Consider the following 25,681-nt stretch of genomic DNA (forward strand, 5'->3'; position numbering starts at 1 on the left):
TTATCTTCCCAATTTATAGGACCCGGCAATTACGCCCGGTGTACTTTTTGAAATGTATCCCGCAGAACCCTTCGCATAACCAATCGAGGTTCCTGCGATCGTTACATCGTACACTCGTCCCCAAGGATCATAAATTTTCATATAGGGTCCATCATTGCCGTTTACCGCAATCGTATGACCGCCATACTTATTGTTCACATTTAGCAGGTTGAAAGTTCTTAGCTGAAAAAAGCTGCCTGCAGACGGAATAGCGACATAGCTCGAACTTCCGTCGATCGATTTAAGGCCACGAAGTAAGTTGTCGTAAGAAGTTCCACCATTTTTAATACCGGTTCTTGCGGCTTGCAGTATAGAAACAAGGAACTCATTGACGTGATTCGACGACCCAAGCCCTTGTTCTACGGCGCGCCCTTTTACAGACATTGCCATTGCAACACCACCACACCAACCTGTATCCCATCGCAAACTCAATCCATAGCGAAGATTAATGAATTCCAACAGTCCCATATTATACAGGCCCTTATCGAAACCCAACGCCGTTTGATTCATTCTGGCGTCAGCATTGCTTGCATTGCTACCGTAGGATTTCACCCACGTCGTTCCTTGCAGAACCTTGCCATTGGAAGTGTCGATCTGTGATAGCAATGGCATCTTGCTGTGAACACAGATTGAAGAACTGCTGCAGTTATTGGCCGGGGCAATCCCCGTCTTGCTCATGGCCATTGTTGGTAATTTAAATTTTCCCGATCCCGTCAGAAGTGGATTCTCACCACCCGTGGTTGAAAGACCGTGAACATAGATTGCTTGCCCATTGAATTCTTTCGCTTGCTCCGCTGAAATATTGAAACTGTAGCGATGACCCAGTCCAGAGGTTTTGCAGAATTTGGAAGTTGCGGTATTTTTAGAAAGATTCGCCAGCGCACTGCCAAGAAAACGACCTGGTCCAGCGGGTCCTCCGACATACACATGTACATAATTTGAGCTCTTAGCATAGGTGTCGCACGACCAACCTTGCACTTTGTAACCACCACCGCTGCCTGGCATACTTTCCACTTTTCCCGCGATACCAGGAGTGCGGTAGTTGCCCGAATTGGTGATCAAAAGATGCGGCCCATTTGATTCCGAAATCCCGTGGATATAAATGGCTTTATCCGGAAAGCTGTTATACCGACTGGCCGGAATTTGAAAAGTAAAGCGATGGGCAATTTTACCCGCCGTCTGGCATGCATTTGCCACCGCGGCATCACTGGCTTCCGTCGTGTAAATGTTTGCGATAAAAGTGCCTGAGCCAGCGGGCCCTCCGAAATACAGATGAACGCTATTCGACTTAGGCACACTCCTGTCGCAGGCCCAACCTTTTACTATTAGGGTACTGCCCGATCTGGTGGGTGCTTCAATAAAGCCTTTAATCTGACTGCTTAACACCGACACTTTTCCAGTCGATCCAGACAGACGAAATTTTCCGGAATTCAATAGCAACAGATTGCTACCGTTGGAGGCAGAGATACCATGCACGTAAATTGATTTGTCAGCAATACTACTAACTCTGCTCAAGGGCACTCGAATGTTAAAACGATGGGCGATTTTGCGCGTGGTCTGACATAGATTATTCACGGCATCTTCATTGGCGAAATTGGCTGTTACTCCCGTGATTCCAGTACCAGAACCAGCGGACCCACCGACATACAGATGCACATCTATGGATTTTTGAACGCTTTTATCACATGCCCAACCGTAGACGACAAAATCACTGCCCTCGACCTTCACTCCATCGACATAACCAGTGATTTCACCTGTGGTGGCATTTGTAAAAAGAAAAGATAATCCAGCTCCAACCGACAGCATGGCCAGCAGCGCTTTATTCTTCCGTTTCATTGTATTCCCCCACAAGCAAGATTATCCAAATCCGTAAAGGTTAACAATGAAACCCGGCCCCGCTGTTTCAATTTGGAATATCAAAAGTGTTCGGGGGCAATCTTTCATCCCGACCGAAAATCTTTAGGCCCGAATAGTTTATTTACTCATCTTGGGTGTCGAACTATTTTACGTGAAAAAAACACCCTCTCTGTCGAGGAGATGCGCGTTCTTTACCTCACGAAAGGCGTTTATTAGGTTTCCTTAGCGAGACGGTAAATTCCCCTTGCGGAAAGTGGCCCCTCTTGGCAAATTACCGCCCATGGAAAATCCTTCTTTAAAACGCCCCGAACTTCTCCTTCCTGTTGGTACCAAGGATATGGCTTTGGCAGCCATTCACAATGGTGCTGATGCTATTTTTATGGGCGTCCCGGGTTTTAATGCCCGCGGCAGAAGTCACGATTTCCAAATCGAAGAGGTCAAAGACATCATCGACACCTGCCATCTTCATGGTGTGAAAGTAAACCTCGCATTTAACATTCTGATTTTCCAAAACGAACTTCGCGGCGCCGTGGAGGTTCTGGAGAAGATCCTGCCCCTAAAACCTGACGCCTTCATCGTTCAAGATTTGGGTTTGATCCGCTTGATCCGCCAAATGGCTCCTGATCAACGCATCCATGGCTCCACCCAAATGAGTGTCACCAATGCCGAAGCCATCCATTGGCTGGAGGATTTGGGCATTCAACGTTTCGTTTTGGCGCGTGAGAACTCCCTTAAAGAAATTCACTCCATCAAAGCAAATACAGCCAAAGAAATCGAAGTCTTCGTTCACGGTGCTTTGTGCGTAAGTTACTCGGGCCAGTGCTTCACCTCGGAAGGTATCGGCGGGCGTTCCGCCAATCGTGGTCAATGTGCGCAAAGCTGCCGCTTTACCTACGAAATGCATGTCGATGGCGAAAAGCGTGATCTAGGTGGCAAGTCCTTCCTGGTTTCTCCGCAAGACCTTTGCGGTATCAACGAAGTTCCAAGCCTGCTGGAAGCCGGAGTTGACTGCTTCAAGGTCGAAGGCCGTTTGAAAACTCCTGAGTACGTGGCAACTGCAGCCCGCAGCTTTGACGAAGCCATCACCTCTGCCCAAAACAACCAATCCCTGAAAAGTCCGATCCATTTGAAAAAACAAATGGCCACGGCATTTTCGCGCGGTTTTTACAGCGGTTGGTTCCACGGCGTAAATCACCAGGAACTGGTTGAAGGCACGTTCAGTGCTCACCGTGGTTTTGAATTCGGAAAAGTAATCAAAGTAAATCCAACATCCCTGGAAGTTGAAATAACTGAAGACAAAGCCCAGCAAGGCCTTAAAGCAGATTTCATCCAGCCAGGTGATGGTATCTTGTGGGTTTATAAGGACCGTAGCGGAGCCGACGCTGAAAAAGGCGGATTCGTTTTCGGTGTCAAAGCTTTGTCGCCTCGTCGCTTTGCTTTGGAATTCTCCAGAGATATTTCGCTGGAAGGTTATTACAACGGCGCTCGCGTATTCTATAATCATGATAAAGATCTCAAAAAAGACGTCTCATTGAGTGTCGAGGACAAGCAACGTAAAAAACGTTTGCCTGTCACGGTTCGCGCTGAAGCGTCCCTGGGTAAACCGTTGACGGTGCAATACTCTGACGGCAAATACACCGTTGTTGCAGCCTCAGAAAATATCTGTGAGCCGGCAAAAAACAAAGGTCTGAACTCTTTGGATTTGCGTGAAGAGCTTTTCGCACTGACCGGCAGTCCTTTCCGTGGCGAAGGTTTCGAGTCTGAACTTGATTCCACAACTCCCCTGTTCCTGCCCAACAAACAAGTCAAAGAACTGCGCCAGAAATTGGTCAAGGAATTGACGGACCTGCGCATTCAAAATGGCGCAGCTCCAAAGATGGCAGCGCAAGACCAAGTCATGAATTGGATTTCCGGCAAAAAGATCACAGACCGCAAGGCTCAGGGTCTTAAGTTCAATCTTTTACTTCGCGATAAAGGCCAGGCTGACGATGTCGCTGAAGCCATTAAAAATGGCGAACTAAAAACAACTGATATCAATTTGGCTATTTTGGACTTTGAATTCGGTTTGGATTTTGCGCCAAGCTTGAATACTTTAAAAGAATCAGGTCTTAAAGTCGGCGTCGCGACGACGCGTATTTTGAAGCCGAATGAGCACCGCAATGTGAAGCACCTATTGAGCATGAACCCGGACGCCATTTTGGCAAGAAATTTGGGCGCCGTTCAATACCTTCAAGCCAATAACTACCAGGGCGAAATCCTGGGCGACTTTAGCTTGAACGTGGCGAACCACCTAACAGCGCAGTATTTGCTCGACAAGGGCCTTTCCAGCGTTTGTTTGGGTTACGACCTGAACAACGTACAGGTCAGCGAACTGATCCAGGCTGGTCAAGCGGAGCGCTTTGAAGTCACCGCTTACCAATACATGCCAAGCTTCCATATGGAGCACTGTGTATTCGCGGCATTCTTGTCTAAAGGTTCAAGCTTCAAAGATTGCGGCAAGCCTTGTGAAAAGCATGACGTAAAATTGAAGGACCAATTCGGCAACTGGCATCAAATCAAGCCCGATCAGGAATGTCGTAATACGATGTACAACGGAACTTCACAGTCTGCAGCTCGCTATGTGAAAGAATGGGAAAGCCATGGCCTGGGTTTCATCCGTTACGAAGCACTGAAAGAGCGTGGCGCTGAACTGATCAAGAAGATCCAGGCGCACGTGGACTTTATCAGTGGCAAAAAAGAATTGGATGCTTTGATTAAAGATCTGGGTAACGTTGAAAGCTATGGTTTGTCTGAGAGCCATTTCCAAAGAGAAAAAGAATACCAAAGCAGAAAGAAGTAGTCGATAACATCGACTACTTTAGTCTACTCCGGCGGAGCCGGAGTGTAAACCAGCTATGTATGCTTGGATTTCAGGTACTTTTCGTATTCACGCAAAACCGAACTCATCACGCCCTTTAAAAGAGTATCGAACTCAGGGTCCTGACCTTGCTTCCCATCCAGGTTTACAAAGTCCGCCATAATTATATTTTCACGTTCGGCATTGAAGAACGGCAGGTTCTGCTCTTTTTTGATTTCCCAAATCGCCATCGTCAAATCACGACGACGCGCCAGCAATGCATGCATTTCTTTATGAACCTGGTCAATTTCCTGACGAAGACTGTCGATGGTTTTCATAATAACTGCCTTTTAAATCTAAAAATTAATCCAAACGGAACAACGCGAACTTCAAGTAACGAAGCTCTTCCATTGCCAACGGATACGGATGATCCACGGGTTGCCCACCAATATACACCAGCGTCGCCTTTTTACGGGCGCGTGAGAACGCTTCCTGACAAATATCCATGAAAGCCTTCGTGGAAATGTGGCTTGAACACGAACTTGCCGCAAACAACCCCTCAGGGTTCACCAGCTTGATCGAGTTCGAGAACACCTTGGCATAAGCTGCAGTCGCTTGCTCCACCGATTTTTCATTCGGAGCAAAGCTTGGGGGGTCTGTGATCACGATGTCGTATTTTTTCTTTTCAGCATTTAATTGCTCTAGATAAGCAAATGCATCGGTGGCGATGTCATGGTGAACGGTCTCAAGTCCATTGATTTCAAAGTTACGGGCCACCGCCTGGATTGCGACCTTGGCGATATCCACGCTGGTTACTTCCTTTGCGCCGCCCTTGGCAGCAAAAATTGAAAACCCACCGGTATAGCTGAACAGGTTCAAAACTGTTTTATCTTTTGCAAAATTTTGGATCATCTTGCGATTGTCACGTTGATCCAGGAAAAAGCCCGTTTTCGCAGCATCGCGGATATTAGAGGCGAACAGAACTCCATTTTCCAGAAACTGAACCTCTGGAGCCAGGGTGCCCACGATATTGGTGCCCTTTTCATCGGCATCATTGCGGCGCTTAAGGTAAACGCATTTGATCTGCGGGAAGGCCGCCTGGATCTTTTGCGCGATCACTGGCGCATGCCAGGTTTTTTCCATGACCGCGTGGTCATGCTTAATAACCGCCGTGTCGTTGTAAATATCCACGATAAGCCCTGGTAGACCATCCCCCTCCCCGTTAATCAAACGGAAGGAGTTCGTGACCGCAAGGTCGAAGGTTCTACGAATTTCTACGGCTTTACGGAACTGACTTTCAAAGTACAGTTCCAGAGTGCGCTTCATGTTGTTGCGTCTAAAAATCGGCTCATCCGCCAATACCAGCACGCGGAAGCGCAGCTGGGTGTCCCCTTGCCAGATCCCCAAAGCCAGGGTTTCGCCCTTGAAATTCAACAGGTGAATCCCTGATTTAAAGGGCTTGCTGTCATCAAAACAGTTCGCAAAAATCCAACGATGGCCCTGCTTTAAGTGCTTGGTAACGTCGCGCTTAAGCTCAATAGTTTTAATCTCGTCTTGAAAAGTAACGGCAGCATCGCTCATCGAGGGTCTCCAGAGGACATCGTTTTATGTCAAATCCCGTCTCATCACAAGGGGTTATCTGTCACCCTCTGGCAGCTTGGTAAATTTACAGGAATGCCCCCTGGGATGCACAATATTTGACTCACAGATCATTCTAAACGACTCTCACGCCCATGAAGTCAGCTCTCCTTGATCAAAAATTCTGGCGCAGTTTCGCCAAAAACCATTGGGAAAAAAAGCCCCTCCTTTTACGAAACGTAAAATCGGGTCTATTGGAAATGAGTGCCGCTGAAATCTTTGATCTGCTGGTTTTATTTGCTGATCGCTGCCGTGAATTGAACGACCCTACGGGCTTCAAATTTTATACGGAAGGAGTGAAGGCAGATGCAGAGGACGTTTTGTATGTGCTTCCCCTGAAATCAGACAAGTCTCTTGCTGGTTATCACAAACGCATGAACTCGCAATTCCCGGATTATTGCCTGGTGTGCGACGAGCTTTTGCAAGTGAATCTTAAAAAGCAAAATCTGCTGACTGAATTCACCGACGAACTGTATCGCCATGTAGGGTTTCCCAATCGTTTCTCTGAAATGGGCCTTTATCTTGGCAACTACAAGAAAACTCCTTTCGGTGTCCACGTAGACTCCTGCGGTGTTTTCAGCTTTCCCGTGGCTGGAACAAAAAAATTCCGCCTGTGGAGTGCGGCGTACGGTGACCAGCACCCGGAATTGGATCGCACCTTCAATTATGAAAAGCACAAAAAGCACTCGCAGCTTTTGGAAGTCGGCCCTGGAGACATGACCTACTGGCCTTCATCAGAGTGGCATATCGCTGAATCTGACGGCTCCTTCAGTGCAACTTGGTCCCTGGGTGTTTGGGTGGATAAACAGCATAAGGACATGTTTTCGGATTCCTTAAAAAATCTGCTTGATGCCAAGCTGGGTGCCGCAGGCACCCAAGTGACAACGACCTTTAAATCCTTGCACGGTAACTCGGGCGAAGTCACAGAGCTTCCTCCGGCCTACGTTCAGTCACTTAAGCTTTTGCAAAAAATGAATCCCCTGGAGTTGCAAGATGCTCTTTTGCAAGATTGGATGAAGCACATCTCGCTTCAGGGTTTTAAGTCGATGCCGGTTGATGCGGCAAAAATAACAGCAAAATCAAAAATCCAATTGCGCCACGAAAAGTCCCTGATCCTGTGGCAGCAAAGTCTTGTAAATAAAAAGAATCACCATATCGCTTTCGGTGGTGCTTTGCTGGAAAGCTCCTCAGCCAATCTGCTTAAGCTGATTAAGGATCTGAATACCGGCAAAGCTTGCGCAGTGAATTCATACCTCAAGGGCACCCAACTGAAAAAGGATCTTTCACTGTTGCAAGTACTGGCTGATGCCGGCGCCTGTGCACAGGTGTGCATGGAAAAATCCACACGCCCTTGATCAACCGGTGGAATCCCTCGGAAAGTGTGCTAAAGACCGCTCCGATATGCTTAAAACATCCTATCGGGACCTATTACTTCAAGAGCTGGAAAAGCGCGTTGCCAACAATAGCAACTATTCCAAAAGAGCCATGGCAAGACAGCTCAAAATCTCTCCGTCCATGATGTCGGCCATTCTGAATGGCAAAAGAAATCTTTCCCCTAAAAGCGCTTTGGATATCTCAAAAGCTCTAAAATTCGACAAAAAAACGACCGAATACTTTGTGACCCTGGTCCAATACGAAGCCGCCATGAATGACGATGCAAGAACCTTTCTTTTGGAGAAGATTCAGAATCTGGCTCCGCGGGCGCAAACTCAGAAATTGGACGTCGACATTTTCAATATGATTGCGGAGTGGTACCACGTACCTATTTTGCAAATGACCCATACAACGAATAATGACCTGAGCATTGATTCCATTGCGAAATATATGGGCATTTCCAAAGCCATGGTGACCAAAGCATTGGAACGCTTGCGCCGTCTGGAACTTCTTAAGGAAGACGAAAATGGCGTCTTACGCGCCAGCAAAAGCGCCGTGATGACTTCGTCGCCAATCCCAAATCAGGCACTGCGCCACTTTCACACTCAGATGCTGCAAAAGGCATCGACGGCTTTGGAACACCAAGGCAATCACGAAAAATTCGTCGGTTCAGAGACCTTCGCCTTTGACGAGAAAGATCTGGCTAAGGCCAATGAAATCCTGGAAGAATGCTTCTCTAAAATCGTGCGCCTGGCCGCGAATCAAAAAAGCAAAAGAAATGTCTATCACTTGGGGATTCAACTGTTCCGAGTCAATGAGGTGTCATCATGAAGTCCGTTTTTTTATGTCTGGTTCTATTTTTAACCTGTGGCTTTATCGACGACACTTCTTTTGGCACTCGCGGCGGCGGCAGCGGTGTCAGATCTGAAATCCGTAGATTGGGCAACGAAATATTTACGGTTTTGCTCCCTGATCGCACCATTACGGTTCAGGGGCAAAACATCGATCTTGCTCCCTTGCAAAGCATCTTCAACGACGCCTTGTTTGAAGTAAAATCAGATCTGCGTATCGGCAACGGCACCGTCGATGCGATTAACTATCCCCGCCAAAACGTCATTGAGATCAATCGTGACACGTGGATCTTTCTGGAATTGAACGTAAAACGCCAACTGATTCTTCATGAACTGCTGGGTTTAGCCCGCATCAATGACTCTGATTACCGCGTCTCGGAAGCACTGTTGAGCAAGTTTCGCGCTTTATCCAGCGCGACCCCTTCGGAATGCGGCGTGGAGCGCTACAGTGCCGGCATTGAAGCTTTCACGATTTACTCGCTGTTAAAAAAATTCGTCAATTCCAAAAATGAAGTACCGCCGATTGAACAGGTCACCTGTATAACGGATCCTTGGCAAAACAGAACGAGATGTAAATCAACGAACAACGCAATCTTGCATTCGCCGGCGGACAATGAATTGCTTTTGGGAATCTTAAAGAGCATGGGAATCGCACCGACCAGCGCCAACGGCGTCACGGAAGTTTACACTGCCCGCACCATCAAATGCCTGGCCTCCCCGTATGCTGATTCATACGAATGCATCGTTGTCGCCGACTGGCTTAAGAGCTGTCCTTAGGATACATTTTTGGGATGGAATTTGTTCATGGGACGCACATGGTGCACTCGTGTGGACAGTTTATTTCCAAACGAGTCGGGCTTCCCCATTTATGTACCCAATCACTTCGCATAACATTTTAATATGAAAATCACGTTGAATGTTTTTGCTGTAGTGTACCTGACTCTGTTCACGACTAATTCCGCCCAAGCAATCAACTGGGGAAACTCCACTCAGAATCCCGGTGACTACACGGCCCTGGGCACTGTGAACATCACAGGAACTGTAAACTTAAATCCAGGCACTTATACCTTTCAGACTCTCAATGTGAATTCCGGCAGAACTTTAAAAATTCTTTCAGACACTGCGGCTGGCACTGGTGTGATCATCAATGCAACAACTGTCTCAGTCATTGGTTCCGTCAATGGCGATGGCACCGGTTACTCGGGAACTCAAGGCACCTCTCCTGGACTCATCTATCCCGTCCCCTGGAATGCTTATTACGGCGGTGGCTGCCATGGTGGCCTGGGCGGAATGGGTAATGGGGTTATCGAGCTCTGCACACCCTATGGCAGTTCCCAAAGCCCGACAACATTGGGTTCGCCGGGTGGCTTCGGAGACAGCTCCGGAGCTGGCGGGGGTGCCGTTAAATTCAATGTCTCTGGTACGATGTCAGTCACCGGTACAATTTCCATGAACGGCATAGCCGCGACCACAAACATGGGCGGCAGCGGTGCCGGAGGAAGTGTCTGGATTGTCACTAATTCCCTAGCAGGAAACGGAACCATCAGAGCCAATGGCGCCAATGGTTATGATGATACTTCTACCGGCTCTGGTGGTGGTGGACGCGTTTCCATTCACTATGCCTCCACCACATTTAGCGGAAACGTCCAAAGCAGAGGTGGAACTGGAGATCGCTACTGGGATGCCTCTGTCGGATCCTTGTGGTGGATCGACACTGTTAACAATGATTTACTTATTAACGATAACTCCACCATTTCCAACGGGACTTACAACTTTCGTAATATCACCATCACCAGCAGCGGATACTTATGGAATGATGGCCATGGTTCAAAAACCGAGACCGGTACAGGTGCGGGAGTGTTTGTCACACCTGCTGATGGTTGTCCACCCGCCGGTACAGGAGCCGCACATGGAGGCCGTGGTAATTTCTGGCATGCGGCGAGAAGCAAACCCTATGGCAACATGCTTCAACCCATCACCATGGGATCTGGTGGTGGACACGGCGAAGGCAATGGCGACACCTCTCCGGGCGGCCGCGGGGCCGGGGCAATCAAATTGGAACTTTCCGGAACTTTAACGGTAGACGGAACCTTGGCATCAGACGGATGGGGCGCCCCTTATTTCTGGAATGCAAATTATCCAGGCGGTGGATCCGGTGGCAGCATTTGGATCATCGCAAATTCAGTGGTTGGTTCAGGAAATATATTTGCAAGAGGTGGTTACGGTGCAGGCGATACGGATCCCCCACCCGGCGGCGCTGGCTCTGGAGGACGTATAGCTATTTACTACGCGACTACTTACAGCAGTACCTTAAACATTGCCGTTAACACCAATACCTATGGAGTTACCGAAGGGTCGTCACCAGGTTCCGCAGTCGTCATTAACACCACCTCCAATGATCTGCTATTCCCCACCACCAGCACCCTTCAAAACGGTACTTATACATTTAACAACGTAACTCTTGCCGCGGGAGCCGTCGTCACGGCGATTGAAGGAAGCGACGCCAACACCGGAACCGGCAAAGGTCTTACCAACAACACTTATGGTAGTGGCGGTGGATACGGCGGCAAAGGTGGCACCAGTTACAGTGGTGGTTTATCGGGTGGAAACACCTACGGCAGCTTGGACTACCCGACTGATCTTGGCTCCGGCGGTGGTGGCTGCAGCAGCAACGGTTCGGGCGAGGGTGGAATCGGTGGCGGAGCCGTGCGCTTTATCATCGCCAACACTTTAACGATCAATTCCGGCGCGCAGCTCTCTGCGACTGGTGGTCAAAGCGTCGGTTACCTTGGTTGCGGTGGCGGCTCTGGCGGTAGTATTTGGATCAACACTAAAAATCTAGTTTCAGTGACAAATGGAATCGCGGCCCTGGGAGGCTCCGGCAACCCAACGCCGGGGGATCCTTATGGAGCCGGTGGTGGCGGTGGTCGCATCGCGATTTACTATTCAGGAACCTATTCCGGCACTTTGAATGTGACTGGGGGAACATCGGCCTACACCAACGGAATTGGAAAAGACGGAACAACAACAGTGAAGCTCATTCAAAGCATTGTTCCGCACTTTTTCCGCGGGTATTAGAACGTCACATTATTGGTTGATTCGCACTTTCACGTGAGTGCATTCCAGAGGGTTGATCAACTCTGCTGTATCTGCTGCAATCCAACCTTCGTCGCCTACAGAGGACGAAAAACCAGAATCGATGGAAACTGCGAAAATCTCGGACTTGTTATTTGCAAATAAAAGGTACTGTGAGCTTGCACTGTCTTCACAGATTTGCGCCTCAACTGTTCCATTGTATAGAAGCCCTTGGGACACTTGAACGTCTCTGATCAACTGACGAAGTGCCTGACCAGAGCTTGCTTGAGCTGAGTTAAAAGCAAGTATGGAAGTAAGGGTGATCACCAAATTTAAAGCTTTCATAAAATCTCCTGTTTTTTTGGGTTTCAGGTACGAGGAGATTTTTACCACAGCTTGTATCACTGCCCGATTGTTTCTGCCTCAAAGTGCGGCAATACTGCCGCACCTTGAACCATCTACACCTGAGGATTTTGCGAAGCCTGTTGGCGTGGGGAGCTTGCTGGTGGGATCTTTAAGCTTTGCCCCGGTTGAATTTTATTTGGGTCAGAGAGGATATCGCGATTCGCTTCAAAAATTGCTTCGTACTTACTGGAGTCTCCATAAAATTGTTTGGCAATTTTTGACAATGTATCCCCGGCCTTCACCGTATAGGTTTGCGCTGCTGCCTGGCTGCTTGCGGTTGCACTGCTGGCAGGGGCTGCATTCTGGGCAACGGGACGGATTGACTGTTCCGGAGCTTTTTCATCCTTCTTACCATAAAGCTTTTCAGCTCCATCTTTGATGAAATCGAACATTCCCATAAGGACCTCCTATTTTGTCGTATTCCAATATCAGGCTAATCCCGTAGCCCGTCGTTACAAGGCTGGCTGTCAGTAATCATGGAGTACACTGGACCTGCCGGAGCATTTTCTGACAATGACAACTACCTTGGTATGGTTTTAGAGACATGATTGACCTTCCTTCATCCTGATCCTGATCAAGAACGTAATTCCTAGCAGAACAATCCCCAGCTAGCCAGTCACAAATACTTGCAAAGCACGAGGGCGGACTAAAAGTTCGACCGGTGTTTTGGTCTTGATATCTCCGTCAACATCCACGCTCATAGTGTGCTTTGTGCGAATTGACATCTTTTTGCCACTTAGAATCGTCACCGGATGATTCTTTTTGAACTTCCCGCTTAGCAAAGAGGGTATCAAAGCAAAGCCCTGCCACCAATTATCAACCTCTGTGCTCAACGCATGCAACTCTTCGTCTTCCAAGCTTGCATCCTCATGAATCACCAACCCATTTCCATAATTTCTGCCATTACACACAGAAAGCTGCCAGGAATAGGCCGTATGAACTTCGCCCTCACAGTCGATGCGAATTTTAAAGGGGGACATACGAGCGCCAACTTTAAAAGCCGTCAGCACAAAGGCGAAGACCCCGAGAAGCTTTTTCAAATCCGATCGCACCACTCGATTCACCTGTGTGCTAAGCCCCATACCGATAACGTTGACGAAGGGAATATCGTTGGCGACACCCACGTCGATCCTTTTTGTTTGCCCTTCCACAAGCAATGCCAGGGCTTTCTTATAATCCGTTGGGATTTCAAGTGACCTCGCCAGATTATTCGCTGTTCCCAAAGGTATTAGAAGCAATGGCATCTCGAACTTCATTAATGCGGGCAAGGCCTCGTTGACAGATCCATCCCCGCCCCCGATCAAGACCACGGGTTTTTGCCCGCTGAACTTGGCAATGACATCTATCAGCTTTTCCTTGTGCGGATCAAAACTGGAATTCAACACATTGAAGCCTTGGTCCTTCAACCAATTTTTTATTTCAGTATCAAGCTGATTGCCCTGACGTGCCTTGGGGTTGACGAATACTAAGATATTTTTCATAACTATTGGATGAAGCGAGTGTTACACATTTCTGATCTTCACTTTGGCCGAATCCATCCTCCTGCAATCAAATCGCTGGAACTATTTTTAAGTAACGATTCACTTAAGCTGGATTTGATCATTATGACAGGTGACTGGACTCAGCGGGCTCGCAGCAGTCAATATCAGGCAGCGGCAGAGTTCATAAAGAAAATGCCCGTTCCAATCATAACGATTCCCGGTAATCACGATATCCCTCTGTATAATTTCATGTCACGCCTTCTTCGCCCGTTAGCAAATTATAACAAATATATAAGAAAACTAACCAAGGATTGCTACGAGGATTCTGAACTCGCTGTGGTGGGCTTTCGCACAGCCACGGCGATTCGTTCTGTTGAAGGACGACTTCTAAAATCAGATATTCTGCGAGCCGAAAAGATTTTTAAGGCCGCTTCTCCCCAAGCCTTGCGAATCATTGCGTGCCATCATCCCCTCTTCGTTCCAAATCATGGCGCAGAAATTCGTCCAAAAAAGTTGATCCCCAAATTATTTGATTTGCGTCCACATGTGATTCTAAGCGGGCACTCGCATTTAAATTGGATCGAATTGGTAAACCCCGGCACAGATCAGGAAATCTTGCATATATCAGCAGGAAGTGCGACCTCGAACCGACTTCGAGGGGAAGAAAACAATTTTCATGTCTTGGAAGTCGACGGAAAGTCGTTGAAAATCGAAACCTATTTTTTAGGTGAAACTGGCTTTATCACCCGTGAGGACCATGTGGCTCGTAATATTCAGTTTCACCGTGGCGGAAATATTGAAATACAAAAAAAGACCTCTGGGTAATGACTTTGCCGCCAAAGAGCCCCGGGCCACTTTCGGGCACCTGTTCACAGACTAAACACAATATACACGAGTTTTCATGTGGTTAGCGGCGAAACCCCATGGAACTATAATTGCAATTTAGTTTACCATGAACAAAATCAAACTTTTGCTATGGATAACATTTGTAGTGATGCCTATTGCCTTTGCTCAGGCAGAGGAATCGGCCGAAGCAGAGATCCTTGAAACGAAGCTAGAACCCGCAAAAGTCGCCCAGAAAGACAAAACCTATATCCGTCTTTCTGAAGGTAAAATCTTTGAATTGGATAGCATTCCTGATCGCGAGGCCATGCGCGAAGCCCTGGGTCTTAAGATCCCCGAAAAGCTCCAAAAGCAAATTCTAGCCAAAGGCGGATCCATCGAAGAAGTCGATCCTCTCGCTCCTTTCGAAAGCATGTCCCCACAGCAAAAGGAAAAATTTAAAAACATGCGCATTCATTTTCTGACCAATGCCGCCCGAATTTTGAATTCGACAAAGTTTGCTTTGGGCGCCGGCAGCCTGGTGGGCGATGGTTTCAGCTTCGTCACCTTGAAGGCGAAAAAAGTATTTGGTAAGGGCGAAAGTCAACAGCCCCCAGAAAAGCGCACATTCAAAGAGCGCAGTCATCAGGTGACTCAGTCCTTACTTCGTGGAATTGATTACAAACTGTGGTCTCAGGCTCCTTTAGTAATGGAGTCCAACGAATTTGGCATCAGTGTCGCTGCGGGATTTTTAGCTGAGACTGGAATCATGCGCCGGGGTGCTGGCGGTATTGAAGAGGTCGGCATCAATCTGGGTTATAACAAAACTTCCAAAGCATTCGTTTTTGAGATCTTTCACAACTCTGAAAAATTCGATAACACCAAGGGAGCCTTCACGGTTTTCGGGTTGGTTGGAAAAGCCGGTTTGATGATTTCCCGTCGTAACGGGTCTGAGACACAAAAGGGCAGCGCCTTTTATCCGCCGATGCTTCCTGCTTACAGTATGACCTCGTCCGAGTACTTTACGGCGGGATTTAGCTCAAGCTTGGGGTTTCCTCCCCCACCATTTTCCGACGTCATGATGTACACCAATAAATTTGAAAGCCACAGCCTGATTCGCATCACCGTTTCCCCCGTCGTAAAAGGCTTTGTTCGCATGGAGGTAGGAGATGTGAAGGGTTCATTTAAATTGGTTGTTATGCGCTTTGTCGACGTTTTCACATCCATTGCAAACAAGCTTCGTTTTCACCGTGCTCCCATGGATTGCAGAGGAGTGTTTATTTAAAACGGGGCTCTGTCCGGTCTCTTCAAGTGCTCGCAAGCCGCAGGCCATTCTTCGGCCATAACTGTCGACATATTTAACACACTCACGTCCCTCCTTAGAATGCTCCGGGAGGATCCAATACCAAATCAGGGCCCTATTTGAACCAAAGAGTCCTAATCTCATTTATATGTATTTGATTCCGCTGGGTCCGTTTTTGCATCAATTTTCATTGATGGGCGGCTTGGTACCGCAAAATCAAAGGAGATACCTGTGGGTAAGCCAATTAATCTCGTCCTTACAGCGGCTCTCTCTTTTGGAGGCGTAACGGCACTTCTTCCGACATTCTCATTTGCAGCTCCCACCCAGAAATCCCAAACCGGCATGAATGGATTCCAGCTTGATGCGAATGCCGTAGTACCAGAAATTGTGGCATTGGGAATTCAACCACAAGTTTATAAGGTCATGCCCCCTCGCTTAAAAGAACAATCTTACGTCGAAGACCAATACGTTCTGCACATCATACTTGGCCACTTGACGGTTGATCAGTTCACCGAGCTTAAATCTCTTTATGGCGCTCATAGTTCCATTCAATATGACGCTAAGAAAAACTACAACCTTATTGATTTCCTACCACGGGCTATCCAAGCCACAGTAAATAAAACCTTTACTCAAACTGCCATTAGCGGTTTTCCATTGGGTGCGGTCGAAACTTCTGAAGATATCAAGGGTGAACTTTGGCCACTTGAAAAAAATGGCGTGGGCTTTTTCACGAATTGCTGGGGCACAACGATTGAGGTTTTAAGATCACTCCGTTCAGATGACGTGGCTATCCCCTACACTTTGTCCTGGCCATCTCGTGAGACGGCGGACGAATACTTTAAAGACGATACATACAGTTCAAAAACAAAAGAATCCGCTCTTCAGTTTGGTGATGTGCTGGTTGTTTCACTGAAGTCTGGGTCTGATGTGGTGATTCAGCATACGGCATTCATCATCAACAAATCAGTTGTGTTTGAAAAAACCGACACAATGGATGACGACCCTTATCGTCTTTCTTTACGCGCAGATGTTTTAAGCAAGTACAAACAAATCTTTGAAGGCGACGAGGTTTTTAAATATCGCCATTTTAGTTCGGACAAAGAAATTCTTCCCTCTCAAGATGCTCTCAATCCTAATACATTCTTCACTCCAGAGGCGCTTAAGATTCTGCTCCAAACACTGCCTGAAATTCCAATCAACAATCTTTCTATGGGTTGCGAAATCGGTTTTGGCGGAGGCTGCGATCTGACTACAACTGAAATCCATGTCATCAACGTGATCACAAATCCACGAACAGGACTCGGAACTCTGAACGGCGATCCGAAAGTTTTAAAACACTTCCGACCACTCTAAAAACCTGTTGAAGGCTGACAAAGAACTTAAAAATAACTATGAAGCTCATTGCCAAAATTGTTCCTCTTTTTCTAATTTTCGTCGGCTGCCAACATAATGCGAACCGCAATCCATCCTCCACACCAGCACTGAGCCCGCGGTTTAAAGAGGAAAGTATTAGTAGCATCGCCAATCGCCATAATTTGATTGTAGTTCACGCCACCACAGAATTTGATCCACAGCAATCCGCAGCGAAGGGCATTGATAAACTTGTTAAGGAATTCAAAGCCAGTGGTCGTCCGGTTATTTACTTAGTCAGCGACCAAACGGCGCAAGGCTATGATCGCTGGTACACCGCGGACCGAAATCCTGATTTTGAAATTTTCTCTGAGGGTGGTGAGCACAATCTTCCGATCAACACCAATGAAGTAACAATCGTTGGTGGCTTTTGGGGAAGCACAGACACATTGAATGGCTGCCACGCCTTGGCGATGAAAGATGCTATCCGCATGCATTTTGAAAAGTCAAAGATGCCTCTTACAATTCATATCCCTTTGAATGCGACATACTTTTATAGCGAATGGACCCTCTTTCGCCAAGAGATGCTCTCCTCCGGTGACATTGATTTAAGTGCGATCCCGATTGACAAGTATCCTTTCGCGACATTGTTTTTCTTAAGAGATGATAGCGGAGCGGGCGATAACGGCAACGAACAGACGTTCGTGCATAGCTACAACGGCCGGGAAAATAAGAAATACCGCGCCGGAGAGAATGTCAGTCGCGCAAATTATCAATTCAGATTCTATATCAATAATAAACTGATTGAATCCGTCACCGGCCCTGGGCAAAGAATCGTAAATATTAAATTCGAAACTATATAGTCTGTCAGCGCAGACGGTTGCCGTAGAGAATGACCCTCTGTTGGACTATCGTTTCATTTTATCGATTTCCGCAAGAGCAACATTCAAAGGCAATTTAGAATACCTTTAACATCTTCAGATTTTCGGCATAGCAAGTGCATTAAAGCACGCATGCTGTATAGACAGATCGCTAAATGCCCTAATTTCCTCCTCAGCCGTGTTTTTACCGCGGCCCAGGCCTTATTTGTTACTGTGTCCATGATCTACACAGTACCAATTTGCATTCTTATGTTATTCATTCCCTCAGCCGCCTTTGCTCAGATCGATATGGCACTTGTGGCTCAGGATTTTAAACTCACTTTTGCGTTTGTAGGCTCGCCTGATGAATCCACTGCCTGGAAGACTACCGGGACCGACTTTCTTTATATGAAAAATGAAAGCCGTCCAGAAATTCGAAAAATGGCACAGGTCGACTGCGAACTAATCGACGGCAAATCTATTCTTAAACTCAGTTACCCCTATTCTCGGCCAAACGAGCAGATCGTAGGGCTCACTCGCCCATTCACCGAAATCGGCGACCTCTCCTGTGAAAACTATTTGGATTCAAAGAAAAAACTGCTGACGAATGCATCCCCAACTCAACTCGACATCACGGACCAGCAGCTCATGAAGCTGGTCAATAAAGGTCTTTATAAAAATATTGAAAAAATGGGAACGATGAGTTTTCAGCATGGGCACATCACTGACGAGGTCTATGTTTTTCTGCCGGGCCTATACATGTCAGGAAATCAATTCTTACTTGAAGCGCGACAGAAGTTCAATCAAGGTGCGAACGTCATTCTGACGACACTGCCTGGGCATGAACGTCAGTCTATTGACTCCCGGGAAAACTCAGTCGGCGTCTGGCTCGCCTACTCTGATTACATCGTTAAGATGGCAGCCAGATTCTACGGCAAAAAAGTAGTCCTCGTCGGCCAATCCACGGGAGGTCTCCTTGCCGTTCGCACGGCCAAAAACAACAAAGTTGATGGATTGATTCTCCATCAACCGTTCTTTGCTGTTAGCAAGGGCGTGAAAGCGGCTCTGGCTATTGGAAATTTATTGCCAGAGTCCTTATTAAATTTCTCTTTTGAAAAATACAACTTGAACGAAGCTTTAAAGGTCGCAATAGAAGATCAAAAACTTCTGGAGATTCCCTACGAGAACATTCCGTCTGACATTCCTGTCACGGTTTTTGTGGCCGACGACGATTCCGTCGTTTCCACCAAAGCGACCCTTGAGTGGGCAAAACGATATGCTCCGCACGCAATCATTCATCATCACTCCGATGGGCACATGAGTATTAGCGATTTTTAGGCTCATTGTGATTTAATAAATTTATTTTGACTCGGCAGAGTTTTGATTGCGAAATTCAGCTGGTAAAAGGAACCCATCTTCCGCAACTAATTGACGTTCGTTCTGTGTTTCAACTTTAAGATGCTTTCTTAACGCAGCTTTAAACTGCCAGCCTCGCACCCACAGAATCGCGTCTTGCGTTTTCTTGCCTGGCACATCATAGGCTTCAGCAATCTCAAATCCATATTTACGATAAAGACGTTCGTGCGCTGGCGAAAGAACATGGCATATATAGACATCATAGTCACTCGCCATTCTTAACCAGGCCATCTCAATAATTTGAGTTGTTCTTTCACGAATTCGCGGATTCTCCGACGCCACAGAGAAATTACCGATTTCAACGACGCGCACGCCACGATCCATAAAATGCTCAAGCTTTTTTGTGACCGCAAGCTCACCCACGTTTTGAGTTCGATTCAAACGAACAAAAGGCAAATCTTTGCGTTGCGACAACAAATATCACACTAAGCAGCCTTCGGAATCTCCTGAGGCTGCTGTTTTTTATTCAGGATCAGATTTAACTCCTGAGCCGCTTTGTCAGCATTGTTGACACTGTAATAGTAGGCCTTACCGGCGATATTTTTCCGCACAGAGCATTGTCATGTTTAACTGCTCTTCATAGCCAGCAAGTTTAAGAGTGCCGGTCAAAGTAAGTCTTCCATTGGAGATTATTGAAACCATACCGGAGTAAGAGCCATTGGTGTGGCGAAGAGTTACGTTTCCAGTGGAGGCATCCCTTAATTCGCCGATTAGAACCCAGCCTCCGTAAATCATTGTGATATTTGTCGTGCGATGCTGAATGGCGCCGGTCGGGGTTGCCTCTACTTCTGCGCGGTGCTCATATAGATTTACAACCAAGGTGTCGTCTTGGCAAATCTGCCACATGCTGTCGCCACCCTGACGAATGCGCTGAACTGTCGTCATATCTTTTAGGATCAACTTTGAATAAGTGTACTTGGCATCTTCAAGGCCGATAAGCCCCAGGTACTCATGTAGAACCAAGGATAGCTTTTCGTCTTCTGTGAATCCAATCCAGCGGTTGCTGTTAAAAATAATTCTTTTTTCCGCAGGGTAATTGATGGCATCTTTTGGAATGCCATTAAGAATCAGCTTTTGATTCGTTGATTCAACTTTTGTCGAAGAAATCGCATCGCGCAGAAGTATTACGTTCAAGCCTTCAATGTTTGAATTTTGCAGATACTTATTCAGTTTTTCTGCATAAACCTGGAATTGAAGGGAATAGGTGTCGCCACCGTTGCCAACATATCGTGGGCCAGCAAAAGCAAGGGGCGAAAGAAGAAGCATTATAAGGACCAGGATGGTGGATTTCATGACATTCCTTTTTTACGGTCGATTCTAAAAAACTGAACTGAAAATTGATAGACACTGTTCTTGTTTGCGGATTTTGTATAAAAATCGTCCGCGAATTGCTTTTGAAACTTTCTTAATGCTTTTTTTGCTTCGTCTATTTTGCTGTCGTCAAATGCGAAAGTAGTGCTGCCAAATTCCCGATGGGTGACAGTTTGTTCATGCAAAGCTTTGATTCCCTTGTTTAAAACCTGCTCATGGAAATTACGAATAGCTATCGAGGAGATGTCCATTGTGCTTTCTGTTTCAGGAAAGCACGGCTTCATTTTTCCGTCTTCGATTTTTAGTAACTCGGCAGCTATCAAATCCTGAATCGCCCGGCGAATCGTTGCCTGAGGCAGGCGCAAACGCTCCATAAGCTCATATTCATGATGGGAAAACCCTTCGACTTCCGTCAGCTCAAGAATTGCCTGATGGTACCAGGTGCCTGTCGCTGAAAAATCCTTAGGGCGCATTTTGTAGGACTTGGTTTGCTTAAAAGATGCCAACTCTAGGGTCGCAGCCTTGCGATCTTTCTCGCTGCGGGAATGAAATGCCTTAGAACTCAGAATAAACACCCGGCTTTCTGTCAAAGCCATTCCCAGTAAGACGCTCAATCGCTCTGCCGTCTTTGGAGCCATACCTTTTTTATTGGAAAGAAAGTCAGAGAGCCATGAAGGGGTAACTTCAAGATCGCGAGCAAATGATCTAAGGGAATAATGGGGATTCGCGTTCGAGCGGCGCGCGAATTCGTCTGCCAAATATTTATAGTGAAAGGACTGATCCAGTTTCATGGGGTCCTTTTATTGCAAAGTCTGAAAGGTCGCCACAAATAAAGAGATCAGAGTGTTCACTGAGATTATAGTCGGTGAATAGCCTGTAAAAAGGTTATCTAAATCGAGTTACTAATAGAGAGAATGAAAGAATTACGCATGTCCACTGAGTTTTAGCCCAGTGGACACTATGTACACTGAAATCTCGATTTCTTGCCTGCTTGTCCTGTAAAGGTTGTCTCAGAAAAACAAACAAACATTTTGAATAAAGGAAATGCAAATGAAAAAACTTATCCTAGTAGTTGGAATGACATTGGCTGCAACCCCATCTTTCGCAAAAGACAGCAGATGGTTGCTTTGCAAAGGCGACACCGTTGTTTTGGGAGAAAACAACTCGTTGGTAGTTAACGTATTTGAACATCGCAAAGGTCCTGCGGGCAGAGAGACTTCATTGACTCTATTGTTCGGAGGCTGGTTATTGAAGGGTGCTATTGATAATACAAACTCTTACTCCCGTGATGTCCAGTTGTCTGGAGACCGTTCAGGTTTTGACGGCAAAGTCACTCTGGATTGGGGCGCATCAACCGTACAACTGGAGGGCATTTTAGATCTTCAATATAAAACACCGGTATCCGTAATTTTGAAGTGTGATGACCTAAGCCGATAGTTAACCAACTAAATAGAAAAGGAATAGTAATATGAAACTACTTATCACTTGCGCTCTTATATTTGCAGCTAGCATTTCTTTTGCTAGTACGTCCGAAAAATCTAAACAAGCTGTTCTTTCCAGTCCGGAGGTTCAAGCTGTCGTTCTTACCGTTGCCAAATTGCGCGGGCTTGAATGCTTTACGCCCAAAGTGGACAAAATCCAAATCACGGAAGTGGATGACAGCACCGAGAAATTCAGTGTTCCGGTGATGTGTAATTTTCCAATTGATCCCACAACTGGACAAGGCGGTGCCGAATTAACTTCCGTAACCGTGACTGGTTTTGTTTATAGCAAAACACACGTCCGAGTTTTCGGTATGGAAATCAAAGAGTTTGAGTAATTGATATTTCATAGGGAGAAATTTCGTCAGTGTTCCGAATTATCGCTTCAGTGACTGTCGCCACGAAATAGAAACAGAATGCGCCATCAACGAGGCTTTAAATAGTGACGCACTATCTGAGTCAAGATGGCGCAACTATCAAAAGCTCGAAGCCGCAGTTTGCCACGGGCTGCGAAGGCAAAATAAAGTTCTTCCGAAGAACGTAAGCTTTGGAAGAAGCAAAGCATCCAGGCGAGAGCGCATAAATCTTCTAGAAAGGGCAATCGATAATGAGCACTGAAACAAACTATAAGAAAGTTGTTCCAGGTCCAAACCAAGATGTTGTAACCCTTGAACATCTTGGGCCGATATTTATGGGCTGAAATTGCGAACAACGGAACGCGGATCCTTACCAACAGACTGCATTCGCGATCGACCGGGTTCTTACATTCATTTCAAAGCGCGCGAATGTTTAGGGTTAAACGACACTTAATTTTTCGCAGGCCTAACCAAAGATTAATGTTCATAAATTTGCCCATCTCATGGAACTCTGTAACAATAGTCGCACTGATGTACCAACCACTGAACAGAAAGGTGGTCGCAATGCGACTGATTACCGCTCTTTTATTTATTCTAATTTCACTAAATGCCGTTGCGGCACCAGAGAAGACAAGCGCTCTTCCGAAACCGAAAGTCATTTTTTTTGACGTCAACGAAACTCTTTTAGATTTGGAAAGCATGAAACAACCTGTATCAACTGCTTTGGGTGGCAGACAGGACTTGCTGGCTTTATGGTTCTCCAGAATGCTTCATTACTCTTTGGTTTCTGTAGCAATCGGGCAATATAAGGATTTTGGTTCAGTAGGTGTAGCTGCATTAAAAATGGTGGGAGAAGAAAACGGTATTAAGATTTCAGACGATCAGGCAAAACAAGCAATTGTTCCTGCACTACTAAGTTTGAAACCTCATCCTGACGTGAAAGACGGCCTTAAAGAACTCAAAGGATATAAACTTGTTACATTCACAAACTCCAGCCCACAAGGAGTGAGTGCACAAATAAAGAATGCACAATTAGAAGGAATTTTCACCCGAAGCCTTAGTACAGATGAGATTAAAAGCTTCAAACCATTTTTAAGAACTTATGAATGGGCGCTTAAAGAAATGAACGTGAAACCCTCTGAGGCATTAATGGTAGCAGCTCATGGCTGGGATATTGCCGGAGCCCAAGCGGTTGGTATGCAGACGGCATTTATTTCTCGCAAAGGGCAAAGTCTCTATCCACTTTCACCCAAGCCAACATACGTCGTTCAAGATGTGAAAGAGTTAGCACAAGTTTTAAAGAAGTAAATCTAAGGTTGTTCTATCAGATTAAAGTAAGCACGGCATGTAAATGTTTTTGCTTTACGCGGAGCTTGCCCATAAAGACGACTACTATTGGTTTGGCCTCTTCGAGAAAAAGAGCGGACTCCTTGTGGGTGCGATCGATATTGACGTTCTCGTTCGTGGCTCTCATGAGTTTGCGAACTTTGGCTACGCTATTTACAATCGTCACTGGGGCCGTAGCTATGGCCAGGAGGCCGCAAAAGCCGGACTAAAAATCGGCTTCAAATATCTAAAATTAAATAGACTGGAGGCGGCCATCAACCTCGACAATCGCAAATCAGTTCGTTTAGCAAAAGCCATAGGAATGCGAAAGGAAGGCATCAAGCGACGGTATTGGTTTGAACACGGAAAGTGGACCGATCATCTAATCTATGTCGCGAATCCGGAGGATGTTGGCTTAAAGCCTACAAAACCAACTTCAAGTTAAAAAATTGCTGGGTCATCGCCCCCCATAGGCGCATTGGTTAAAAACCTTGCGCCTATGCTATATTTGAAACTAAAATTCATTTGATGCTCTTCGATCCAGAACGCCACACACAAATCACTACAGAAAAATGGAACAGCCAAAAGGTTTTGGAAGGCATCCATCAGATTTTTGATTTTCTTTGCGCCGGAAGGGAAGAAAATGGTCTTTGGCCAGCCCACCCCGACGAAGAGAGCGACATTCCCTTCAATAAAAGTCTGTACAATGGTGCGACCGGAACTGTATGGGGACTTCTTCAGCTCAGCCAGTTTCTTAAACGAGACCTACCATTTGATCCCCAGCTAGCTGCTAAAAATATTTATGACAGCTATCTCGCCGAACCAGACACAGGCTCAGTCGTTCCTTCGGTTCTATTGGGCGAAACCGGAGTTCTTTTACTCCTTAACAAACTGTCACCTTCTTCAGAGATTACTGAAAAACTGCGCAAGGCTATTTCTGCAAATACCAGAAATCCAGCGAACGAAGCCCTTTGGGGCTCCCCGGGAACAATGCTTGCTGCTTTAAGAATTGGCGCCACTGACTTATATACTACCAGCGCCGATTATCTTTTTGAGCAATGGACAAACCCCGAAGGTGACATGTGGATTTGGCACCAGGATCTTTACGGAATGAATTTTAAATTTATCGGCGCGGGACATGGCTTCTTTGGCAATGTCCATGCCTTACTAGAAGGCTACCAGCTCCTGAAACCGAGTCAGCAACAGCAACTCCTTGAGCGCACTGTTGAAACGGCTTTAGCTTCTGCGCAACGTGAGAACGGCATGGCCAATTGGATGCCAGGGTTTTACATGAAAGATCCCCGTCCGCCTCTTACGCAGTGGTGCCACGGAGCTCCTGGTATTGTTACTTCACTTCGATCATTTCCAAAAAACCACTCTCCAGAACTTGAAAAACTTTTGCTTGAAGCAGGAGAAACTGTTTGGGCAAGCGGCCCGATGAAAAAGGGTGTCGGCATTTGCCATGGCACCGACGGCAACGGCTTCGCACTCCTACGTCTATTCGAACGTACCGGCAACGAGATGTGGCTAGATAGAGCCCGTAGTTTTGCCATGCACGCATTGTCTCAACGAAATGGACGTTACACTCTGTGGACTGGTGAAGTTGGCTTGGCCCTTTACCTGATCGCTTGTATTCAGAACGCCGCTGACTTTCCAAGTTTAGATTATTTCTAACTATAGATTTTCTTTGTATTGAATTTTTTAGACATAAAAAAACCGAAGACTAAGCTTCGGTGATTTCTGCCATGTTTTCAGAGATAAGCAATACTATCGCCAATTTTACCCACGCAAAACTGGTACTCTACAGCAAAAACATTCAACGTGATTTTCATACTTAAATGCTGTTCGTAAGTATATCCACCAGGAGTGATATAGGCATACTTAAGGTGCAGTGTCGTAA

General features: G+C 46.5%; 25 protein-coding genes. 15 read left to right on the plus strand and 10 right to left on the minus strand.

What is annotated here, in order from left to right; genetic code table 11:
- Nucleotides 1-1,875: a hypothetical protein gene (locus AAAA73_RS17250; RefSeq protein ID WP_340599742.1), complete on the minus strand. Its 1,875-nt coding sequence runs from the start codon at nucleotides 1,873-1,875 to the stop codon at nucleotides 1-3.
- 301 nt (nucleotides 1,876-2,176) lie between these two features.
- On the opposite strand from AAAA73_RS17250, the gene AAAA73_RS17255 reads away from it, so the two are divergent.
- A complete protein-coding gene (locus tag AAAA73_RS17255; RefSeq protein ID WP_340599743.1) occupies nucleotides 2,177-4,735 on the plus strand; it encodes a U32 family peptidase in 2,559 nt (852 codons plus the stop codon).
- Nucleotides 4,736-4,788: 53 nt separating this feature from the next.
- Here AAAA73_RS17255 and AAAA73_RS17260 read toward each other — a convergent pair whose 3' ends face one another.
- Both AAAA73_RS17260 and AAAA73_RS17265 read right to left on the minus strand, forming a co-directional pair.
- Complete coding sequence (locus AAAA73_RS17260; RefSeq protein ID WP_340599744.1) at nucleotides 4,789-5,070, minus strand: chorismate mutase; 282 nt, start codon at nucleotides 5,068-5,070, stop codon at nucleotides 4,789-4,791.
- A gap of 25 nt (nucleotides 5,071-5,095) precedes the next feature.
- Nucleotides 5,096-6,313 carry a class I SAM-dependent rRNA methyltransferase gene (locus AAAA73_RS17265; RefSeq protein ID WP_340599745.1) on the minus strand — a complete coding sequence of 406 codons (1,218 nt, stop codon included), beginning with the start codon at nucleotides 6,311-6,313 and terminating at the stop codon, nucleotides 5,096-5,098.
- A gap of 152 nt (nucleotides 6,314-6,465) precedes the next feature.
- On the opposite strand from AAAA73_RS17265, the gene AAAA73_RS17270 reads away from it, so the two are divergent.
- The 4 genes from AAAA73_RS17270 to AAAA73_RS17285 all read left to right on the plus strand — a co-directional run bounded on the left by AAAA73_RS17270 (nucleotide 6,466) and on the right by AAAA73_RS17285 (nucleotide 11,673).
- Nucleotides 6,466-7,725, plus strand: coding sequence for a JmjC domain-containing protein (locus AAAA73_RS17270; protein WP_340599746.1), 1,260 nt, complete (start codon nucleotides 6,466-6,468; stop codon nucleotides 7,723-7,725).
- A gap of 46 nt (nucleotides 7,726-7,771) precedes the next feature.
- A complete protein-coding gene (locus tag AAAA73_RS17275; protein ID WP_340599747.1) occupies nucleotides 7,772-8,575 on the plus strand; it encodes a TIGR02147 family protein in 804 nt (267 codons plus the stop codon).
- Nucleotides 8,572-9,372, plus strand: a complete 801-nt coding sequence (locus AAAA73_RS17280) for a hypothetical protein (RefSeq protein ID WP_340599748.1) — start codon at nucleotides 8,572-8,574, stop codon at nucleotides 9,370-9,372. Before AAAA73_RS17275 ends, AAAA73_RS17280 begins: the two co-directional genes overlap by 4 nt.
- 123 nt (nucleotides 9,373-9,495) lie before the next feature.
- Nucleotides 9,496-11,673: a hypothetical protein gene (locus AAAA73_RS17285; protein ID WP_340599749.1), complete on the plus strand. Its 2,178-nt coding sequence runs from the start codon at nucleotides 9,496-9,498 to the stop codon at nucleotides 11,671-11,673.
- A 9-nt stretch (nucleotides 11,674-11,682) separates the two neighbouring features.
- On the opposite strand, the gene AAAA73_RS17290 is transcribed toward AAAA73_RS17285, so the two are convergent.
- The 3 genes from AAAA73_RS17290 to AAAA73_RS17300 all read right to left on the minus strand — a co-directional run bounded on the left by AAAA73_RS17290 (nucleotide 11,683) and on the right by AAAA73_RS17300 (nucleotide 13,556).
- On the minus strand, nucleotides 11,683-12,015 hold the full coding sequence (locus AAAA73_RS17290; protein ID WP_340599750.1) for a hypothetical protein: 333 nt from the start codon (nucleotides 12,013-12,015) through the stop codon (nucleotides 11,683-11,685).
- A gap of 113 nt (nucleotides 12,016-12,128) precedes the next feature.
- Nucleotides 12,129-12,473 carry a LysM peptidoglycan-binding domain-containing protein gene (locus AAAA73_RS17295; protein ID WP_340599751.1) on the minus strand — a complete coding sequence of 115 codons (345 nt, stop codon included), beginning with the start codon at nucleotides 12,471-12,473 and terminating at the stop codon, nucleotides 12,129-12,131.
- A 210-nt stretch (nucleotides 12,474-12,683) separates the two neighbouring features.
- Nucleotides 12,684-13,556: a YegS/Rv2252/BmrU family lipid kinase gene (locus AAAA73_RS17300; protein ID WP_340599752.1), complete on the minus strand. Its 873-nt coding sequence runs from the start codon at nucleotides 13,554-13,556 to the stop codon at nucleotides 12,684-12,686.
- Between the two features lie 9 nt (nucleotides 13,557-13,565).
- On the opposite strand from AAAA73_RS17300, the gene AAAA73_RS17305 reads away from it, so the two are divergent.
- From AAAA73_RS17305 to AAAA73_RS17325, 5 genes are all read left to right on the plus strand, one after another.
- Nucleotides 13,566-14,381 carry a metallophosphoesterase family protein gene (locus AAAA73_RS17305; RefSeq protein WP_340599753.1) on the plus strand — a complete coding sequence of 272 codons (816 nt, stop codon included), beginning with the start codon at nucleotides 13,566-13,568 and terminating at the stop codon, nucleotides 14,379-14,381.
- A 127-nt stretch (nucleotides 14,382-14,508) separates the two neighbouring features.
- The gene (locus AAAA73_RS17310; RefSeq protein WP_340599754.1) at nucleotides 14,509-15,663 is read left to right on the plus strand and encodes a hypothetical protein; all 1,155 of its coding nucleotides are present in this window, start codon (nucleotides 14,509-14,511) and stop codon (nucleotides 15,661-15,663) included.
- A 249-nt stretch (nucleotides 15,664-15,912) separates the two neighbouring features.
- A complete protein-coding gene (locus tag AAAA73_RS17315; protein WP_340599755.1) occupies nucleotides 15,913-17,034 on the plus strand; it encodes a hypothetical protein in 1,122 nt (373 codons plus the stop codon).
- A 38-nt stretch (nucleotides 17,035-17,072) separates the two neighbouring features.
- Nucleotides 17,073-17,894, plus strand: a complete 822-nt coding sequence (locus tag AAAA73_RS17320; RefSeq protein ID WP_340599756.1) for a hypothetical protein — start codon at nucleotides 17,073-17,075, stop codon at nucleotides 17,892-17,894.
- A gap of 237 nt (nucleotides 17,895-18,131) precedes the next feature.
- The gene (locus AAAA73_RS17325) at nucleotides 18,132-19,229 is read left to right on the plus strand and encodes an alpha/beta hydrolase (RefSeq protein WP_340599757.1); all 1,098 of its coding nucleotides are present in this window, start codon (nucleotides 18,132-18,134) and stop codon (nucleotides 19,227-19,229) included.
- Between the two features lie 21 nt (nucleotides 19,230-19,250).
- Here AAAA73_RS17325 and AAAA73_RS17330 read toward each other — a convergent pair whose 3' ends face one another.
- The 4 genes from AAAA73_RS17330 to AAAA73_RS17345 are packed head-to-tail and all read right to left on the minus strand — an operon-like array spanning nucleotide 19,251 to nucleotide 21,409.
- The gene (locus tag AAAA73_RS17330) at nucleotides 19,251-19,721 is read right to left on the minus strand and encodes a hypothetical protein (RefSeq protein ID WP_340599758.1); all 471 of its coding nucleotides are present in this window, start codon (nucleotides 19,719-19,721) and stop codon (nucleotides 19,251-19,253) included.
- Between the two features lie 11 nt (nucleotides 19,722-19,732).
- Nucleotides 19,733-19,858: a hypothetical protein gene (locus AAAA73_RS17335; protein ID WP_340599759.1), complete on the minus strand. Its 126-nt coding sequence runs from the start codon at nucleotides 19,856-19,858 to the stop codon at nucleotides 19,733-19,735.
- Nucleotides 19,836-20,600: a hypothetical protein gene (locus tag AAAA73_RS17340; protein WP_340599760.1), complete on the minus strand. Its 765-nt coding sequence runs from the start codon at nucleotides 20,598-20,600 to the stop codon at nucleotides 19,836-19,838. The genes AAAA73_RS17335 and AAAA73_RS17340 overlap by 23 nt, the downstream gene beginning before the upstream one ends.
- Complete coding sequence (locus tag AAAA73_RS17345) at nucleotides 20,597-21,409, minus strand: TIGR02147 family protein (RefSeq protein ID WP_340599761.1); 813 nt, start codon at nucleotides 21,407-21,409, stop codon at nucleotides 20,597-20,599. The genes AAAA73_RS17340 and AAAA73_RS17345 overlap by 4 nt, the downstream gene beginning before the upstream one ends.
- 259 nt (nucleotides 21,410-21,668) lie before the next feature.
- On the opposite strand from AAAA73_RS17345, the gene AAAA73_RS17350 reads away from it, so the two are divergent.
- The 5 genes from AAAA73_RS17350 to AAAA73_RS17370 all read left to right on the plus strand — a co-directional run bounded on the left by AAAA73_RS17350 (nucleotide 21,669) and on the right by AAAA73_RS17370 (nucleotide 25,455).
- A complete protein-coding gene (locus AAAA73_RS17350) occupies nucleotides 21,669-22,055 on the plus strand; it encodes a hypothetical protein (RefSeq protein WP_340599762.1) in 387 nt (128 codons plus the stop codon).
- A 31-nt stretch (nucleotides 22,056-22,086) separates the two neighbouring features.
- Nucleotides 22,087-22,437, plus strand: coding sequence for a hypothetical protein (locus AAAA73_RS17355; protein WP_340599763.1), 351 nt, complete (start codon nucleotides 22,087-22,089; stop codon nucleotides 22,435-22,437).
- A 582-nt stretch (nucleotides 22,438-23,019) separates the two neighbouring features.
- Entirely contained in the window at nucleotides 23,020-23,763 is a 744-nt protein-coding gene (locus tag AAAA73_RS17360) for a haloacid dehalogenase type II (protein WP_340599764.1), read from the plus strand.
- Between the two features lie 43 nt (nucleotides 23,764-23,806).
- The gene (locus AAAA73_RS17365) at nucleotides 23,807-24,226 is read left to right on the plus strand and encodes a GNAT family N-acetyltransferase (protein ID WP_340599765.1); all 420 of its coding nucleotides are present in this window, start codon (nucleotides 23,807-23,809) and stop codon (nucleotides 24,224-24,226) included.
- Between the two features lie 83 nt (nucleotides 24,227-24,309).
- A complete protein-coding gene (locus AAAA73_RS17370; RefSeq protein ID WP_340599766.1) occupies nucleotides 24,310-25,455 on the plus strand; it encodes a lanthionine synthetase C family protein in 1,146 nt (381 codons plus the stop codon).
- Nucleotides 25,456-25,681 lie beyond the last annotated feature (226 nt).

This window comes from Bdellovibrio sp. GT3 (assembly GCF_037996765.1).
Classification (GTDB): Bacteria; Bdellovibrionota; Bdellovibrionia; order Bdellovibrionales; family Bdellovibrionaceae; genus Bdellovibrio.

What these genes read in the sequence shown, in the direction of transcription:
- AAAA73_RS17325 (WP_340599757.1), top strand. Translation starts at nt 18,132, where the DNA reads ATGATCTACACAGTACCAATTTGCATTCTTATGTTATTCATTCCCTCA.
- AAAA73_RS17305 (WP_340599753.1), top strand. Translation starts at nt 13,566, where the DNA reads ATGAAGCGAGTGTTACACATTTCTGATCTTCACTTTGGCCGAATCCAT.
- AAAA73_RS17260 (WP_340599744.1), bottom strand. Translation starts at nt 5,070, where the DNA reads ATGAAAACCATCGACAGTCTTCGTCAGGAAATTGACCAGGTTCATAAA.
- AAAA73_RS17265 (WP_340599745.1), bottom strand. Translation starts at nt 6,313, where the DNA reads ATGAGCGATGCTGCCGTTACTTTTCAAGACGAGATTAAAACTATTGAG.
- AAAA73_RS17255 (WP_340599743.1), top strand. Translation starts at nt 2,177, where the DNA reads ATGGAAAATCCTTCTTTAAAACGCCCCGAACTTCTCCTTCCTGTTGGT.
- AAAA73_RS17365 (WP_340599765.1), top strand. Translation starts at nt 23,807, where the DNA reads ATGTTTTTGCTTTACGCGGAGCTTGCCCATAAAGACGACTACTATTGG.
- AAAA73_RS17270 (WP_340599746.1), top strand. Translation starts at nt 6,466, where the DNA reads ATGAAGTCAGCTCTCCTTGATCAAAAATTCTGGCGCAGTTTCGCCAAA.
- AAAA73_RS17280 (WP_340599748.1), top strand. Translation starts at nt 8,572, where the DNA reads ATGAAGTCCGTTTTTTTATGTCTGGTTCTATTTTTAACCTGTGGCTTT.
- AAAA73_RS17360 (WP_340599764.1), top strand. Translation starts at nt 23,020, where the DNA reads ATGCGACTGATTACCGCTCTTTTATTTATTCTAATTTCACTAAATGCC.
- AAAA73_RS17310 (WP_340599754.1), top strand. Translation starts at nt 14,509, where the DNA reads ATGAACAAAATCAAACTTTTGCTATGGATAACATTTGTAGTGATGCCT.
- AAAA73_RS17290 (WP_340599750.1), bottom strand. Translation starts at nt 12,015, where the DNA reads ATGAAAGCTTTAAATTTGGTGATCACCCTTACTTCCATACTTGCTTTT.
- AAAA73_RS17275 (WP_340599747.1), top strand. Translation starts at nt 7,772, where the DNA reads ATGCTTAAAACATCCTATCGGGACCTATTACTTCAAGAGCTGGAAAAG.
- AAAA73_RS17345 (WP_340599761.1), bottom strand. Translation starts at nt 21,409, where the DNA reads ATGAAACTGGATCAGTCCTTTCACTATAAATATTTGGCAGACGAATTC.
- AAAA73_RS17370 (WP_340599766.1), top strand. Translation starts at nt 24,310, where the DNA reads ATGCTCTTCGATCCAGAACGCCACACACAAATCACTACAGAAAAATGG.
- AAAA73_RS17300 (WP_340599752.1), bottom strand. Translation starts at nt 13,556, where the DNA reads ATGAAAAATATCTTAGTATTCGTCAACCCCAAGGCACGTCAGGGCAAT.
- AAAA73_RS17250 (WP_340599742.1), bottom strand. Translation starts at nt 1,875, where the DNA reads ATGAAACGGAAGAATAAAGCGCTGCTGGCCATGCTGTCGGTTGGAGCT.
- AAAA73_RS17285 (WP_340599749.1), top strand. Translation starts at nt 9,496, where the DNA reads ATGAAAATCACGTTGAATGTTTTTGCTGTAGTGTACCTGACTCTGTTC.
- AAAA73_RS17350 (WP_340599762.1), top strand. Translation starts at nt 21,669, where the DNA reads ATGAAAAAACTTATCCTAGTAGTTGGAATGACATTGGCTGCAACCCCA.
- AAAA73_RS17295 (WP_340599751.1), bottom strand. Translation starts at nt 12,473, where the DNA reads ATGGGAATGTTCGATTTCATCAAAGATGGAGCTGAAAAGCTTTATGGT.
- AAAA73_RS17355 (WP_340599763.1), top strand. Translation starts at nt 22,087, where the DNA reads ATGAAACTACTTATCACTTGCGCTCTTATATTTGCAGCTAGCATTTCT.
- AAAA73_RS17340 (WP_340599760.1), bottom strand. Translation starts at nt 20,600, where the DNA reads ATGAAATCCACCATCCTGGTCCTTATAATGCTTCTTCTTTCGCCCCTT.
- AAAA73_RS17320 (WP_340599756.1), top strand. Translation starts at nt 17,073, where the DNA reads ATGAAGCTCATTGCCAAAATTGTTCCTCTTTTTCTAATTTTCGTCGGC.